Origin of the sequence: Mesorhizobium sp. M1334 (assembly GCF_040317995.1) — a bacterium.
GTDB lineage: Bacteria > Pseudomonadota > Alphaproteobacteria > Rhizobiales > Rhizobiaceae > Mesorhizobium.
The window spans coordinates 17,370-32,538 of the sequence record NZ_JAMYLM010000009.1 but is presented as its reverse complement, the minus strand read 5'-3'; the positions used below and the strand labels follow the sequence as shown (position 1 = coordinate 32,538).

Annotated in this window: 14 protein-coding genes; 11 read left to right on the top strand and 3 right to left on the bottom strand. The window is 61.4% G+C overall.

The window, feature by feature from the left end; translation table 11 throughout:
• The first annotated feature begins 15 nt into the window (after nt 1-15).
• From NKH17_RS17405 to NKH17_RS17355, 11 genes are all read left to right on the top strand, one after another.
• A complete protein-coding gene (locus NKH17_RS17405) occupies nt 16-1,017 on the top strand; it encodes a 4-hydroxyproline epimerase (RefSeq protein ID WP_352900715.1) in 1,002 nt (333 codons plus the stop codon).
• A gap of 335 nt (nt 1,018-1,352) precedes the next feature.
• The gene (locus NKH17_RS17400; protein ID WP_254816418.1) at nt 1,353-2,255 is read left to right on the top strand and encodes a branched-chain amino acid ABC transporter permease; all 903 of its coding nucleotides are present in this window, start codon (nt 1,353-1,355) and stop codon (nt 2,253-2,255) included.
• Between the two features lie 4 nt (nt 2,256-2,259).
• The gene (livM, locus tag NKH17_RS17395) at nt 2,260-3,888 is read left to right on the top strand and encodes a high-affinity branched-chain amino acid ABC transporter permease LivM (protein WP_254816419.1); all 1,629 of its coding nucleotides are present in this window, start codon (nt 2,260-2,262) and stop codon (nt 3,886-3,888) included.
• Nucleotides 3,888-5,039 carry an ABC transporter ATP-binding protein gene (locus NKH17_RS17390; protein ID WP_352751237.1) on the top strand — a complete coding sequence of 384 codons (1,152 nt, stop codon included), beginning with the start codon at nt 3,888-3,890 and terminating at the stop codon, nt 5,037-5,039. The genes livM and NKH17_RS17390 overlap by 1 nt, the downstream gene beginning before the upstream one ends.
• Nucleotides 5,039-5,767 (top strand): ABC transporter ATP-binding protein, encoded by a 729-nt coding sequence (locus tag NKH17_RS17385; RefSeq protein ID WP_352504920.1) that lies wholly within the window; start codon nt 5,039-5,041, stop codon nt 5,765-5,767. Before NKH17_RS17390 ends, NKH17_RS17385 begins: the two co-directional genes overlap by 1 nt.
• Nucleotides 5,768-5,785: 18 nt before the next feature.
• On the top strand, nt 5,786-6,133 hold the full coding sequence (locus NKH17_RS17380; protein WP_254816421.1) for a DUF6867 family protein: 348 nt from the start codon (nt 5,786-5,788) through the stop codon (nt 6,131-6,133).
• Nucleotides 6,134-6,271: 138 nt separating this feature from the next.
• Nucleotides 6,272-7,402, top strand: coding sequence for a branched-chain amino acid ABC transporter substrate-binding protein (locus tag NKH17_RS17375; RefSeq protein WP_254816422.1), 1,131 nt, complete (start codon nt 6,272-6,274; stop codon nt 7,400-7,402).
• Between the two features lie 236 nt (nt 7,403-7,638).
• Nucleotides 7,639-11,097, top strand: a complete 3,459-nt coding sequence (pyc, locus tag NKH17_RS17370) for a pyruvate carboxylase (protein WP_352900710.1) — start codon at nt 7,639-7,641, stop codon at nt 11,095-11,097.
• Between the two features lie 273 nt (nt 11,098-11,370).
• Nucleotides 11,371-11,631: a DUF2312 domain-containing protein gene (locus NKH17_RS17365; protein WP_023719653.1), complete on the top strand. Its 261-nt coding sequence runs from the start codon at nt 11,371-11,373 to the stop codon at nt 11,629-11,631.
• Between the two features lie 182 nt (nt 11,632-11,813).
• Nucleotides 11,814-12,254: a DUF4268 domain-containing protein gene (locus NKH17_RS17360; RefSeq protein ID WP_254816424.1), complete on the top strand. Its 441-nt coding sequence runs from the start codon at nt 11,814-11,816 to the stop codon at nt 12,252-12,254.
• Between the two features lie 66 nt (nt 12,255-12,320).
• On the top strand, nt 12,321-12,635 hold the full coding sequence (locus NKH17_RS17355) for a hypothetical protein (protein ID WP_254816425.1): 315 nt from the start codon (nt 12,321-12,323) through the stop codon (nt 12,633-12,635).
• Nucleotides 12,636-12,638: 3 nt separating this feature from the next.
• Here the strand turns inward: NKH17_RS17355 and msrB are convergent, their stop codons facing one another.
• From msrB to NKH17_RS17340, 3 genes are all read right to left on the bottom strand, one after another.
• Complete coding sequence (gene msrB / locus NKH17_RS17350) at nt 12,639-13,043, bottom strand: peptide-methionine (R)-S-oxide reductase MsrB (protein ID WP_352900706.1); 405 nt, start codon at nt 13,041-13,043, stop codon at nt 12,639-12,641.
• Between the two features lie 109 nt (nt 13,044-13,152).
• Complete coding sequence (locus NKH17_RS17345) at nt 13,153-13,974, bottom strand: MBL fold metallo-hydrolase (RefSeq protein WP_352900703.1); 822 nt, start codon at nt 13,972-13,974, stop codon at nt 13,153-13,155.
• On the bottom strand, nt 13,975-15,165 hold the full coding sequence (locus tag NKH17_RS17340) for a vWA domain-containing protein (RefSeq protein ID WP_352900700.1): 1,191 nt from the start codon (nt 15,163-15,165) through the stop codon (nt 13,975-13,977).
• Between the last annotated feature and the right edge of the window lie 4 nt (nt 15,166-15,169).

The following is a 15,169-nucleotide window of genomic DNA, read 5'->3' as shown; positions in this document are numbered from 1 at the left end:
CAGTTGGGAGCCGGCATGGCCAAGCATTCCTTCTTCTGCATAGACGGCCACACCTGCGGCAATCCGGTGCGGCTGGTTGCCGGCGGCGGACCGCTGCTCAACGGCTCGACGATGATGGAGCGGCGAGCGCATTTCCTGGCCGAATACGACTGGATCCGCACCGGCCTGATGTTCGAGCCACGCGGCCATGACATGATGTCCGGCTCGATCCTCTATCCGCCGACGCGCGAGGATTGCGACATCGCCATCCTGTTCATCGAAACCTCGGGCTGCCTGCCGATGTGCGGCCATGGCACCATCGGCACGGTGACCTTTGCCGTCGAAAATGGATTGATCAAACCGAAGACGCCGGGCGTGCTCAGGTTGGATACGCCGGCGGGCGTGGTCGTCGCCGAGTACAGCCAAGTCGGCGATTATGTCGAGGAGGTGCGCATCACCAATGTGCCGTCCTTCCTCTATGCCGAGGGACTGACGGTCGAATGCCCCGGGCTCGGCGAGATCAGCGTCGATGTCGCCTACGGCGGCAATTTCTACGCCATCGTCGAACCGCAAAAGAACTATGGCGACATGGCCGACCATTCGGCCGGCGAGCTGATCGCCTGGAGCCCGGTGGTGCGGCAGCGGCTCAACGAGAAATATTCCTTCGTCCACCCGGAGAATCCCGGCATCGACAAGCTGTCGCACATATTGTGGACCGGCGCGCCGACCAACCCGCAAGCCGATGCCCGCAACGCCGTCTTCTACGGCGACAAGGCAATCGACCGCTCGCCCTGCGGCACCGGCACCTCGGCGCGGATGGCGCAGCTTCACGCCAAGGGCAAGCTTGGGGTCGGCGACGACTTCGTCCATGAATCGATCATCGGGTCGCTGTTCAAGGGCAGGGTGGAGAAAGAGGTCACCGTCGCCGGCAAGCCGGCAATCATTCCGTCGATCGGCGGGTGGGCGCGGATGACTGGATTGAACACGATCTTCATCGACGACCGCGACCCGTTTGCACACGGCTTCGTCGTCAAATAGAGAAAACGCTGACGTTAGGGAAAGAAAGAGAGCGCAAACGGATTGCCTTCGATGGCGCAACGATCCCGCTCATCAACTTATTTTGACGGCGATTTCTTCGACATGGGGCGCATGCTGCGATTGAATCGTCAAAGACATTGCGTTAGGCCAATGGTAGGGTCCGCGATGGTCCAGGGGGCGGACGGGAACAAAACGGGCAATCGGACGACGTGCGGCGAAAACACGCGTAATGATCGAAAAATCACGTTGCAATCCGGGCTCGACACTTTACGACTAGGAAAAATACGAAAAGGAATGCGTCTGCATGGGCGACATTCCAGGGGAGCCACGACAGCATGCAGTATTTTGTCCAGCAGCTTATCAACGGGCTGACGCTGGGATCGATCTATGGGCTGATAGCGATCGGCTATACGATGGTCTACGGCATCATCGGCATGATCAATTTCGCCCATGGCGACATTTTCATGATCGGCGCTTTCACCGCGCTCATCGTTTTCCTTATCCTCGGTGCGTTGTTCTATTCGCTGCCGATCGTCGTTGCGCTGCTGATCATGATGATCGTCGCGATGCTGCTGACCAGCCTGTATAATTGGACGATCGAGAAGGTGGCCTACCGGCCTTTGCGTGGTTCATTCCGGCTGGCGCCGCTGATCACTGCGATCGGCATGTCGATTGCGCTGTCCAATTTCGTCCAGGTGACGCAAGGGCCGCGCAACAAGCCGGTCCCGCCAATGGTGTCCACGGTCTACAACATCGAAGGCATCAGCGTCTCGCTGAAGCAGATCATCATCGTCCTGGTCACCATAGTCCTGCTCGCGGTGTTCTGGTACCTGGTCAACAAGACCTCGCTCGGCCGGGCGCAGCGCGCCTGCGAGCAGGATCGCAAGATGGCCGCACTGCTCGGCGTCGACGTCGATCGCACCATCTCGATCACCTTCATCATGGGCGCCGCCCTCGCCGCCGTCGCCGGCACGTTGTTCCTGATGTATTACGGCGTGGTGGTGTTTTCCGACGGTTTTACGCCCGGTGTGAAGGCGTTTACTGCCGCGGTGCTCGGCGGCATCGGCTCACTGCCCGGCGCCGTGCTCGGCGGCCTGATGATTGGCTTCATCGAAAGCATGTGGTCGGCTTACTTCTCGATCGACTACAAGGACGTCGCCGCCTTCTCCATCCTGGCGATCGTGCTGATCTTCCTGCCTTCCGGCATTCTCGGCCGGCCAGAAGTCGAAAAGGTCTGAGATCATGGCGGTTACCGTGTCTCCGGAAAGCACCGTCGTCGCCACCCCGGTCCAGCGCGCTTTTCGCGAAGCGCTCTATGCCGGCGCCATCTCGCTTGGCCTGTTCGTGCTGTTCATCGGCCTGAAGACCGACCAGAACATCTCCAACGAACTGATCCTGGTGCAGCGCTGGGGCTTGCTCGCCGGCGTCGTGATCGCCACGATGGCCGGACGCTTCCTTTATGTCGCCTATGGCCAGCCATTCCTGGCGAACCAGAAGATCGTCGACGTCGCTACCGGCCTGCTGCCGGTCAGCCTGGCTTCGCGATTCTTCCGCCTTCCCGCGTTCATCGTGGCGCTCGCCGTCGCCGTTATTCTGCTCGCGCTCAGCGGCTTCCTGACCGAGGCTTTAGGGCCGGAACTTTCCGATTTTGTGCGGTTCCTGCGGGCACTTGCAATCATCTATGCGCTAGCCTGGCTGATATATCGGTTCCGGGCCTTCATTCATTCTCATTTCTCGGCATTGGGCATAACCGCACTGGCGCTCTACCCGATTATCGTGGTGTTGGTGCTGGCGCTATATGCCGGGTCCATGGCGGCCGGTTTCCAGGGTTCGCTGAAGTATGTCGACAATTTCGGCATCCAGATCCTGATCTACGTGATGCTGGCCTGGGGGTTGAATATCGTTATTGGCTTGGCTGGCCTGCTGGACCTAGGCTATGTCGCCTTCTACGCCGTCGGTGCCTATGCCTATGCGCTGCTCGGCACGCATTACGGCCTTTCCTTCTGGATCCTGCTGCCCGCCGCCGGCCTGATGGCTGCATTCTGGGGCGTGATGCTGGGCTTCCCTGTGTTGCGCCTGCGCGGTGACTATCTGGCGATCGTGACGCTCGCTTTCGGCGAGATCATAAGGCTGGTGATCATCAACTGGCGCGAAGTGACCAACGGCTCGGCCGGGATTTCCGGCATCCCGAAGGTCTCGTTCTTCGGCCTCATGTCGTTCAACGTCTCCGACCCGAACTACATCTCCAAGGTGCTTGGCATCGCGCAGTCCGGTGCCTACTACAAGATCTTCCTCTACTACCTGATCCTTGGACTCTGCCTGCTGACCGCGTTCGTCACGGTGAGGCTCAGGCGCCTGCCGGTCGGCCGCGCCTGGGAAGCGCTGCGCGAGGACGAGATCGCCTGCCGCTCGCTCGGCATCAACACCACCACCACCAAGCTCACGGCCTTTGCCACGGGCGCGATGTTCGGCGGCTTTGCCGGCTCGTTCTTCGCCGCGCGGCAAGGCTTCGTCAGCCCGGAATCCTTCGTCTTCCTGGAATCGGCGATCATCCTTGCCATCGTCGTGCTTGGCGGCATGGGCTCGCTGGTCGGTATTGCCGTCGCCGCCATGGTGATGATCGGCGGCACCGAAATCCTGCGCGAACTGGATTTCCTCAAGACCGGCCTGAGTTGGGGCAACATCAAGGTCATACCCGGGTTCGGCCCCGACTTCACGCCGGAGCTTTATCGCATGCTGTTGTTCGGCATGGCCATGGTCATCGTCATGCTGTGGAAGCCGCGTGGCTTCGTCGGCAGCCGCGAGCCGACAGCCTTCCTCAAGGTGCGCAGGGCGGTGTCCGGGTCCTTCACCAAGGAGGGACACGGCTGATGAACGCGAGCCCCTCCGTGAACGATGCCATCCTGCAGGTCGAGCATCTGTCGATGAAGTTCGGCGGTCTCATCGCCATCGGCGATTTGTCATTCCAGGCCAAACGTGGCGAGATCACCGCGCTGATCGGTCCCAACGGCGCCGGCAAGACCACCGTGTTCAATTGCATCACCGGTTTCTACAAGCCGTCGGAAGGCATGATCACGCTCAACCGGCGCGACGGCTCGACCTTCCTGCTCGAACGCCTGCCGAACCATGAGATCCCGGCGCGGGCCAAGGTGGCGCGCACCTTCCAGAACATCCGCCTGTTCTCGGGCATGACGCTGCTGGAGAACCTTCTGGTGGCCCAGCACAACAAGCTGATGAAGGCGTCCGGCTATACCATTCTCGGCCTGTTCGGTTATAGCGGATACAGACAGGCTTCGGCGGAATCGGTCGAACTGGCCGAGCACTGGCTGGAGAAGGCCGATCTCGTCGACCGCGCCGACGATCCTGCCGGCGATCTGCCATATGGCGCGCAGCGACGGCTCGAAATTGCTCGCGCCATGTGCACCGGCCCTGAGCTTCTGTGCCTCGACGAGCCGGCCGCCGGCCTTAATCCGAAGGAATCGGCGGCGCTCAATGCGCTGCTGATGGACATCAAGGACAACACCGGCACCTCGATCCTTCTGATCGAGCACGACATGGCGGTGGTCATGCAGATTTCAGACCATGTCGTCGTCCTCGAATACGGGCGCAAGATCTCCGACGGCAACCCGCAATCGGTACGAACCGACCCGCGCGTCATTGCCGCCTATCTCGGCGTCGAAGACGAGGACGTCGAGACGGTACTGACCGAAGTCGGCGACGAGGACGTCATCGAGCAGCTGGATACGGGTCCGGATGCCGCGCATGGACCGGGCACATCGTCTTCCTATCTTGCCGGACCGGTGGCCGACACGGTCGGCCATAGCGAGGGCGAACGCGTCACAGTGTCAAAGGGCGCTTCGAAGGCCGGGCAGATCGATGCAAGGTCGAGCGCTGCTGCTGCAAAGTCCGGATCGCCGGCCAAAGCCAAATCGGCCGCGAAATCTTCCACGGCAAAGCCGGGCAAGGCTCCGGCGAAGTCGAAAACTCCCGGCACCTCTAATCGGCGTGGGGGGCGGAAATAATGGCCGGCACAACGCTGCTCGATATCAAGGGCGTCCAGACCTACTACGGCAACATCAGGGCGCTGAACGGCGTCGACGTCACCGTCAAACAGGGCGAGATCGTGGCGCTGATCGGCGCCAACGGCGCCGGCAAATCGACACTGATGATGACTATCTTCGGTGCTCCGCGCGCTCGTGCCGGCACCATCACCTTCGCCGGCACCGATATCACTCAGATGCCAACCCACGAGATCGCACGCATGCGTATCGCGCAGTCGCCGGAGGGCCGGCGCATCTTTCCGCGCATGACGGTGATGGAAAACCTGCAGATGGGCGCCAGCCTCGACGGTCTCAAGCATTACGACGAGGATGTCGAAAGGGTCTTTACGCTGTTCCCGCGGCTCAAGGAACGCGTCAGCCAACGTGGCGGCACGCTTTCGGGCGGCGAGCAGCAGATGCTATCGATCGGCCGCGCGCTGATGGCAAGGCCGAAGCTGCTCTTGCTGGATGAGCCGTCGCTAGGCCTGGCGCCGCTGATCGTCAAGCAGATATTCGACGCCATTCGCGAGCTGAACCGCACGCAGGGACTGACCGTGTTCCTGGTCGAGCAGAACGCCTTCGGCGCACTGAAGCTCGCCACGCGCGGCTATGTCATGGTCAACGGCAATGTGACGATGAGCGGCACCGGCAAGGAACTGCTCGCCAATCCGGAAGTGCGCGCCGCCTATCTCGAGGGCGGCCATCACTGAGTTTCAGGAGTCTTCATCATGCAGGGCATTCTTTATGAGGAACCCTCGATTTGGCAGTTCTTTTTCGTCACCTGCCTGCTCGGTGGCTGGGCGGCCTGGATGACGGGCAAGGCGTGTGCCCAGACATGGCGCAGCTTCGCCCAGCTATTCGCCTATATGCTGGGGCTCGGCATCGGCGTAAGATTCATCCATCATGCGCTGTTCGGCGGAACGATGTTTTCGCTGCATTACTACGTGGTCGATACCATCGTGCTGATGATATTGGGCTTCATTGGCTACCAATACACGCGCACCAACCAGATGGTAACGCAGTATAATTGGCTTTACGAAAGAGCCTCTCTTTTGAGCTGGAAACCAAAAGGTTGACATTTATCATTAACGGCGTTTCAGGGATGAATCGGCGTGACAAGTGCCTGAAAATCGGCAAAGTACTCTTTCTGCGAGCAAGGGTGGGCATCGCATGAAAGCAACATCCACGCCCACTCGGTAAATGGGAGCGTTTCAATGAAAAAGTCACTTTTGTCCGCCGTCGCACTGACCGCGCTTGTCGCGTTCAGCGGCAACGCGTGGGCTGACATCCTGATCGGCGTTGCCGGTCCGATCACCGGTCCGAACGCAGCGTTCGGTGCCCAGCTTCAGAAGGGTGCCGAACAGGCGGTCGCCGATATCAATGCGGCGGGCGGCGTTCTTGGCCAGCAGCTCAAGCTTGAAGTCGGCGACGACGTCTCCGATCCCAAGCAAGGCATCTCGGTCGCCAACAAGTTCGTCGCCGACGGCGTCAAGTACGTCGATGGCCACTTCAACTCCGGCGTCTCGATCCCGGCATCGGAAGTCTACGCCGAGAACGGCATCCTTGAGATCACGCCGGCCGCGACCAATCCGAAGTTCACCGAACGTGGCATGTGGAACACCTTCCGCACCTGCGGACGCGACGATCAGCAGGGCAAGGTCGCTGGCGACTATCTCGCCGCGAATTTCAAGGATGCCAAGATCGCTGTCATCCATGACAAGACGCCTTATGGCCAGGGCCTCGCCGACGAAACCAAGAAGGCGCTCGCAGCCAACGGCGTGACTGAGGCCATGTATGAAGGCATCAATGTCGGCGACAAGGATTTCTCGGCCCTCATCGCCAAGATGAAGGATGCGGGCGTCTCGGTCGTCTACTATGGCGGCCTGCACACCGAAGCCGGCCTGATCATACGCCAGCTCGCCGACCAGGGCCTCAAGGCAACCTTCATGTCCGGCGACGGCATCGTGTCGAACGAATTGGCCTCCATCGCCGGCGACGCCGTCGAGGGCACGCTGATGACGTTCGCTCCGGATCCGCGCAAGAATCCGAACGCCAAGGAACTCGTCGAGAAGTTCCGTGCGGCCGGCTTCGAGCCGGAGGCTTATACGCTCTACTCCTACGCAGCGATGGAAATCATCGCGGCCGCCATCACCAAGACCGGCTCAGCCGATGATGCTCAGAAGGTAGCCGAGACCATCAAGTCGGCCGGCCCCTGGAAGACTGCGATCGGCGAGATCGGCTACGACGCAAAGGGCGATATCACCCGTCCGGACTACGTCATGTACACCTGGAAGAAGGGTGACGACGGCAAGTACACCTATGTCGAGAACGAACCCGGCAAATAACCGGACGTTGCTGTATGAAGAATGCCCGGCGCCTCGCGCCGGGCATTTTTCATGGGGGGTTTCCCAAATGCCTGGATCCGGACTGCCCCAGGCGCTGTCCGGGTCGACACGCGATGCGTCAACGCCATAGATCATACTAAATCGGTTTAATCCCTCTTTTCGATTTTGTTTGCACTGCAGCATTTTCGCGCTAATCATGTCCGGCAGTTCCCTTCCCCGCGTCCGGAGCCCTGTCCTTGGCAATCTCAAAGATCCTTGTCGCCAACCGCTCCGAAATAGCCATCCGCGTCTTCCGCGCGGCCAATGAGCTCGGCCTTAAAACCGTGGCGATCTGGGCAGAGGAGGACAAATACTCTCTGCATCGCTTCAAGGCCGACGAAAGCTACCAGGTCGGGCGCGGGCCGCATCTGGCCAGGGATATGGGGCCGATCGAAAGCTATCTGTCGATCGAGGAGGTTATCCGCGTCGCTAGGCTTTCGGGCGCCGACGCCATCCATCCGGGTTACGGGCTGCTGTCGGAGAGCCCGGAATTCGCCGAGGCCTGCGCCAAGGCCGGCATCATCTTCATCGGGCCAAACCCCGATACGATGCGCAGGCTGGGCAACAAGGTCGCCGCGCGCAATCTCGCGATCGAAGTCGGCGTGCCGGTAATTCCTGCTACCGATCCCTTGCCGGACGACATGGCGGCGGTAAGGGAACTCGCCAGGACGATCGGCTATCCGGTGATGCTCAAGGCATCCTGGGGCGGCGGCGGCCGCGGCATGCGCGCCATCCGCTCCGAGGCCGATCTCGCCCGCGAGGTCATGGAGGGCAAGCGTGAGGCGAAGGCGGCTTTCGGCAAGGACGAGGTCTATCTCGAAAAGCTGATCGAGCGCGCCCGCCATGTCGAGGTGCAGGTGCTGGGCGACCGCCAAGGCAACGCCGTGCACCTGTTCGAGCGCGACTGTTCGATCCAGCGCCGCAACCAGAAGGTCGTCGAGCGGGCGCCGGCGCCGTATCTCGAAATGTCACAACGCGAAGAGCTTTGCGGCTACGCGCTGAGAATTGCGCGCCAAACCAGCTATATCGGCGCCGGCACGGTCGAGTTCCTGCAGGATGCCGACACCGGAAAATTCTATTTCATCGAGGTCAATCCGCGAATCCAGGTCGAGCACACCGTCACCGAACAGGTGACCGGCATCGACATCGTCAAGGCGCAGATCCATATCCTCGACGGCTTTGCCATCGGCACGGCGGAATCGGGCGTGCCGGCGCAAAAGGACATCAGGCTCAACGGTCACGCCCTGCAGTGCCGCATCACGACGGAAGATCCCGAACATAATTTCATCCCCGATTATGGCCGCATCACCGCCTATCGCGGTGCCACCGGCTTCGGCATCCGCCTTGATGGGGGCACCGCGTATTCGGGCGCGGTGATCACCCGCTTCTACGATCCGCTGCTGGAAAAGGTGACGGCGTGGGCGCCGACGCCGGCCGAGACCATTGCCCGCATGAACCGGGCGCTGCGCGAATTTCGCATCCGCGGCGTGGCGACCAATCTTACCTTCCTCGAGGCGATCATCAATCACCCGAGCTTCGCCGACAACTCCTACACCACCAAGTTCATCGACACGACGCCGGAACTGTTCGCCAGTGTGAAGCGGCAGGACCGCGCGACCAAGCTGCTCAACTATCTTGCCGACGTTTCGGTCAATGGTCATCCCGAGACACGCGGCCGGCCGCAGCCAAAGGCCGATGCGGCGCCGCCGGTGGTGCCATATCTCAACGGCAATGTGCCTCAAGGCAGCAAGCAGAAGTTCGACGTGCTCGGGCCGGAGAAATTCGCCGCGTGGATGCGCGAGCAAAAAGAGGTGCTGGTCACCGACACGACAATGCGCGACGGGCACCAATCCTTGCTCGCGACGCGTGTGCGCACCTATGACATTGCCGGAATTGCCGGCACCTATGCGCGTGCTCTGCCGCAGCTTTTGTCGCTCGAATGCTGGGGCGGCGCCACATTCGACGTCGCCATGCGCTTTCTCACCGAGGACCCATGGGAGCGGCTGAGCAAAGTGCGCGAGGCGGCACCCAACCTTCTTCTGCAGATGCTTCTGCGCGGCGCCAATGGCGTGGGTTATACCAACTATCCCGATAACGTCGTCCAGCATTTCGTCCGCCAGGCCGCTGCCGGCGGCATCGACCTGTTTCGCGTCTTCGACTGCCTGAACTGGGTCGAGAACATGCGCGTCGCCATGGATGCGGTCGGCGCCGAGGGCAAGCTGATCGAAGCGGCGATCTGTTATACCGGCGACATACTCGATCCGGCGCGGGCCAAATACGATCTGAAATATTATGTCGGCCTGGCCAGGGAATTGCAGTCGGCAGGCGCCCATATCATCGCCGTCAAGGATATGGCCGGGCTTTTGAAACCGGCGGCGGCCCGCGTGCTGTTCAAGGCGCTGCGCGAGGCGACGGACCTGCCGATCCACTTCCACACCCACGACACATCCGGCCTGTCGGCGGCAACCGTGCTGGCGGCGGTGGAGAGCGGCGTCGACGCCATCGACGCGGCGATGGATTCGCTATCGGGCAACACCTCGCAGCCGTGCCTGGGTTCGATCGTCGAGGCGCTGAAAGGCACCGAGCGCGACCCGGGCCTCGACCCGCAATGGATCAGGAACATCTCGTTCTACTGGGAGGCGGTGCGCAACCAGTACGCCGCCTTTGAAAGCGACCTGAAGGGGCCGGCATCGGAGGTCTATCTGCATGAAATGCCGGGCGGGCAGTTCACCAACCTCAAGGAACAGGCGCGCTCGCTCGGGCTGGAGACACGCTGGCACGAAGTGGCGCAGACCTATCACGACGTCAATCTGATGTTCGGCGACATCGTCAAGGTGACGCCGTCGTCCAAGGTCGTCGGCGACATGGCGCTGATGATGGTCAGCCAGGACCTGACCGTCGCCGACGTCGAGAATCCGGCGAGGGACATCGCCTTCCCGGATTCGGTGGTGTCGATGTTGCGCGGCGATCTCGGCCAGTCGCCGGGCGGCTGGCCAAAGCCATTGCAGAAGAAGGTGCTGAAGGGCGAAAAGCCGATCACGGTGCGGCCGGGTTCGCTGCTCAAACCGGCGGACCTCAAGGCCAGTCGCACGGAGGTCGAGCAAAAACTCGAGCGGAAGCTTAGTGAATTCGAGTTCGCGTCGTGGCTGATGTATCCGAAGGTGTTTTCCGATTTTGCCGCCGCGCAGGAGACCTACGGGCCGGTCAGCGTGCTGCCGACCCCGACCTATTTCTACGGAATGAAGCCGGAAGACGAGATTTTCGTCGATATCGAAAAAGGCAAGACGCTGGTGGTGCGCTGCCTTGCCATGGGCGATGTCGACGAAAAGGGCATGGTCACCGTGTTCTTCGAGCTCAACGGGCAGCCGCGCCGGGTGAAGGTGCCGGACCGGGCGCATGGCGCCTCCGCTGCCAAGGTACGACGCAAGGCGGAGCCGGGCAATGAGGCGCATGTCGGCGCGCCGATGCCTGGCGTCGTCTCGGCGCTTGCGGTCGCTGCCGGCCAGGCGGTAAAGGCCGGTGACGTGCTGCTGTCGATCGAAGCGATGAAAATGGAAACGGCGTTGCATGCCGAACGCGACGGCACCATAGCCGAGGTGCTGGTCAAGGCCGGCGACCAGATCGATGCAAAGGATCTGCTGATCGCATTCGGGTAAGGTGTGCTGATATTCAGGTGATGCCGGCCTGCAAACGCCGGCTTCCTGCGCTACCGGTGCTCACGTACTCAGGTACGCTCCGCTCCGGTTCTCGGCAGCCATCGTTTTCGGCTCGGCCTGACCTGAATCTCAACACACCTTAAGGCGTGCCCAACCCCTTCATGCCGCATCGATAGCACCTTGACCCGCCGCGCCCGGTCGGGCATCGAACCGCTGCAATTCGCCGCTCGGGTTACCCCGAGTCGCGGCGAGAAACGACGCGGAGAGAAGAATATGGCCGACGACATCACCGAGACCAGCCAGACTGTTGCCGCCGGCCAGCTGCGCGCCTTCATCGAACGCATCGAGCGGCTCGAGGAAGAGAAGAAGACGATTGCCGACGACATCAAGGAAGTGTTTGCAGAGGCCAAGGGCACCGGCTTCGACACCAAGGCGATGCGGTCGATCATCCGGCTGCGCAAGAAAGACCAGGCCGAGCGGCAAGAAGAGGAATCCATTCTCGACCTCTACAAGGCCGCGCTTGGAATGGTGTAGAGACTGTCTGGAAATTCTACTCCGGCGGCAATCGAATGGTGTTTTCGGCGCTTCCGATGCTCACGGACCTAAAAGTCCGCTGCGCTCCGGTTCTCGAAACCACCACCATACGACTCGCCAGAGCGAATTTCGAAACAGTCTCGGCAACAGTCTCGGCCTGATGCTGGAGCGAGCATCGAACCATGAGCGAATTCGATTTTGGCGCCCGCCGCGCCTCTGAATTCCGCCAACGCAGCTTCTGGACGTTGTTCGCGGAACGGCATCCGGATGAAAGGGCTCTGCTGGCGAGGCGCGGACCGTGGTTCTGGCAGCGTGGGCTGCCCGACTTCGCATTGGTCATTTCCATGTATGTCGCGCCTGCGCACAATCATGTCGGCGTCTTCTTCGGCCGCAACGAGAAGCTCGGTGCCACGCAAGCCTGGTCACGGTTGAAGCCGTTCCAGCCGGCCATCGAAGACAGGCTGAAGCTCAGGCCAGAACAAAGTTGCGACGGCCTCGGCATCAATTCGATGTGGCGGGTGAATTGTTTTGCCGAAGACAATTGGCCGGCGATGACCGACTGGCTGGTGACGGAAGCCTCACGTTTCGAGCGCGCGATTGCCGAAGTTCTGGGTCAGGAATAAAGCAGGATTTCCAGACGCAATCCTTAGAACCGCTCTGGTGAGCAGAGCGAGGGAGCCGGTCGATCGATGACGATCATGTCGCGCGTTGCCGCCTTCTTCCGCTCACGCTGGCTGGGCGGCGTGCCGCTCGATCGGCTGTTCTGGCGCGACATGGTCGTTGTCGGCACAGCGATCAACGTCGCGTTGTCGGTGGCGGCGCTCATTCTGCTTGGGCTGAAGCTGCCGCTTGCGCTAGTCCTGGCGGTGCATTTCGCGCCGGTGCCCTATAATATCTTCCTGACCTTTGCCGTTTGGCGAACTGCCGGAAAATCGAGTGGCGCCAAGGCCTCGCTGATGACGCTTGGCGCCACGTTGTGGCTGATCCTGGTGGTTGTGGCCTGACGGTCAGGCGGCCGGCTCAAATTTGAGCGCCACGCCGTTGATGCAATAGCGCAGGCCGGTCGGCGGCGGGCCGTCCTCGAAGACATGGCCGAGGTGGCTGCCGCAGCGGGCGCAATGGCACTCGGTACGGACCATGCCGTAGCTGCGGTCGACGGTGGTCTCGGCCGAGCCCGGCACGGGATCGTTGAAGCTCGGCCAGCCGGTGCCGCTCTCGAATTTCAGGTTGGATTCAAACAAGGGCTGGTCGCAGCCGACGCAGGAGAAGGTGCCGGCGCGCTTCTCGTGCAGCAGGGCGCAGCTTCCCGGCCGCTCGGTGCCATGGTTGCGCATCACCGCATATTGCTCGGGCGTCAGCCGGGCGCGCCATTCGGCATCGGTGCGGGTAACGGGGTAGGTGTGGCTGTCCATTTTTTCCTCTTAGCTTATGTCGCTATTTGGGTTGCCTTCCCAACTTCGCCTGAAATAGGCATTTGTTACGGCGTTTGCTCGTATTTCCTATCCTCCTGCGACAAATTCCTCAGGCGATGGCCGCGAGATAGCGTGCAACCGATGCTGAAAATGCCGCCTTTGCGTCTCCGATGACATTCTGGTTCCACCATGCGCCGTAGATATGGTCGAACGTGAAAGGCTCCAGCGCGGCCTTGATGCCGAGCACTTTCGTCGCGTTGAGCGGGATATAGTTCGGATAGCTGTACATAAAGCTGACATGACGGCGCGTAGGCGTCACCTGCAGGATGTCGCCGGCCAGCATGGCATTGCCGCCGTCGCGCTTCCAGTGCAGCACCTGGCCACCGGCAAAGTGGCCGCCGCAGCGGATGAGCGTCAGCGACGGGTTGATGGCGCGCGTTTCGCCTTCCCAGCTGATGATCGCCGGATGCGGCCGCATGATCCACTGACGATCATCGGCATGCAGATAAATCGGCACGCCGCCAAACGCCTCGCTCCACTCGACCATTGCCGAATAATAATGGCAATGCGAGATGGCGATGGCGGCCAGGCCGCCCCGGCGGTTGATCTCGGCCACCGCCTCGTCGCTGACCATCGAGATGCAGTCCCACAGCACATTGCCGTGCGGCGTTTGCGCCAGCAACGCCCGCTGGCCAATGGCGAAGCGCGGCTCTATGCCGAAGGCGAGCACGCCGGCGTCGTCCCTCATCACGATCCGATGGCCGGCCGCGAGCTCTTCCGGCGTGATCCAGGCCTGGCCCTCCCAGCGCACATATTGCCGCTCGTCTTCGCAGATCGGGCAATGTTGCGGCGGCGTCGCTGTCGCCGCGAACTGGACACCGCATTGCAGGCAAAGGAAACAGGTCGACCGTCCTGTTTTGCGTGGGCCCATTCAGTGCTTCCTTGAAAGTTGCTTCGTCGCGGCTTCGAGGCCGGCGAGCGTCAGCGGAAACATGCGGCCGCCAAAGATATCGCGGATCATGGCAATGGAATGGGTATACCCCCAGTTCTTCGCGTCTTCCGGATTGAGCCAAATGGCGTTCGGCCATTGCTGCAGCAGCCTGCCGAGCCAGACGGCGCCGGCCTCCTTGTTCCAATGCTCGACCGAGCCGCCGGGATGGGCGATCTCATAGGGGCTCATCGAGGCGTCGCCGACGACGATCACCTTGTAGTCGGGGCCATATTTATGGATGAGGTCGAAGGTCGGAATCACCTCGGTGTGGCGGCGGCGATTATCCTTCCACACGCCTTCGTAGAGGCAGTTGTGGAAGTAGAAATATTCGAGCTGGCGGAACTCGGCGCGGGCGGCCGAAAACAGCTCCTCGACACTCCTAATATGGTCGTCCATTGAGCCGCCGACATCGAAGAACATCAGCAGCTTCACGGTATTGCGACGTTCGGGTTGTGTCTTAACGTCAAGATAACCGTGCTCGGCGGTGGCGTGGATGGTGCCAGGCAGGTCGAATTCCTCTTCGGCGCCTTCGCGCACCCAGCGGCGCAAGCGCTTCAGCGCGACCTTGATGTTGCGGGTGCCGAGTTCGACGGCGTCATCGAAATTCCTGAACTCGCGTTTGTCCCAGACTTTTGCCGCGCGGCGGTTGCGACTTTCATGCTGGCCGATGCGCACGCCTTCGGGATTGTAGCCATAGGCGCCGAAGGGCGAGGTGCCGGCGGTGCCGATCCATTTCGAACCACCCTGGTGGCGGCCCTTCTGTTCCTCCAGCCGCTTTTTCAGCGTTTCCATCAGCTTTTCAAAGCCACCCAGCGCCACGACCAGCTTCTTCTCCTCATCGGTCAGGTGCTTTTCGGCGAGCCTCCGCAGCCATTCCTCCGGGATGTTTGCGACATCGACCGGCTTTTCGCCAGCCAGCGCCTCGACACCTCTGAAGACGTGCGAAAAGACCTGGTCGAAGCGGTCGATGTGTCGCTCGTCCTTCACCAGCGCGGCGCGGGCGAGATAGTAAAAGCCCTCGACATCATAGTCGACCAGCCCGGCCTCCAGCCCTTCCAGCAGCGACAGATATTCCCGGAGGGAGACCGGAACGCGCGCGGCTTTCAGTTCAAGGAAGAAGGGGAGGAACATGGTC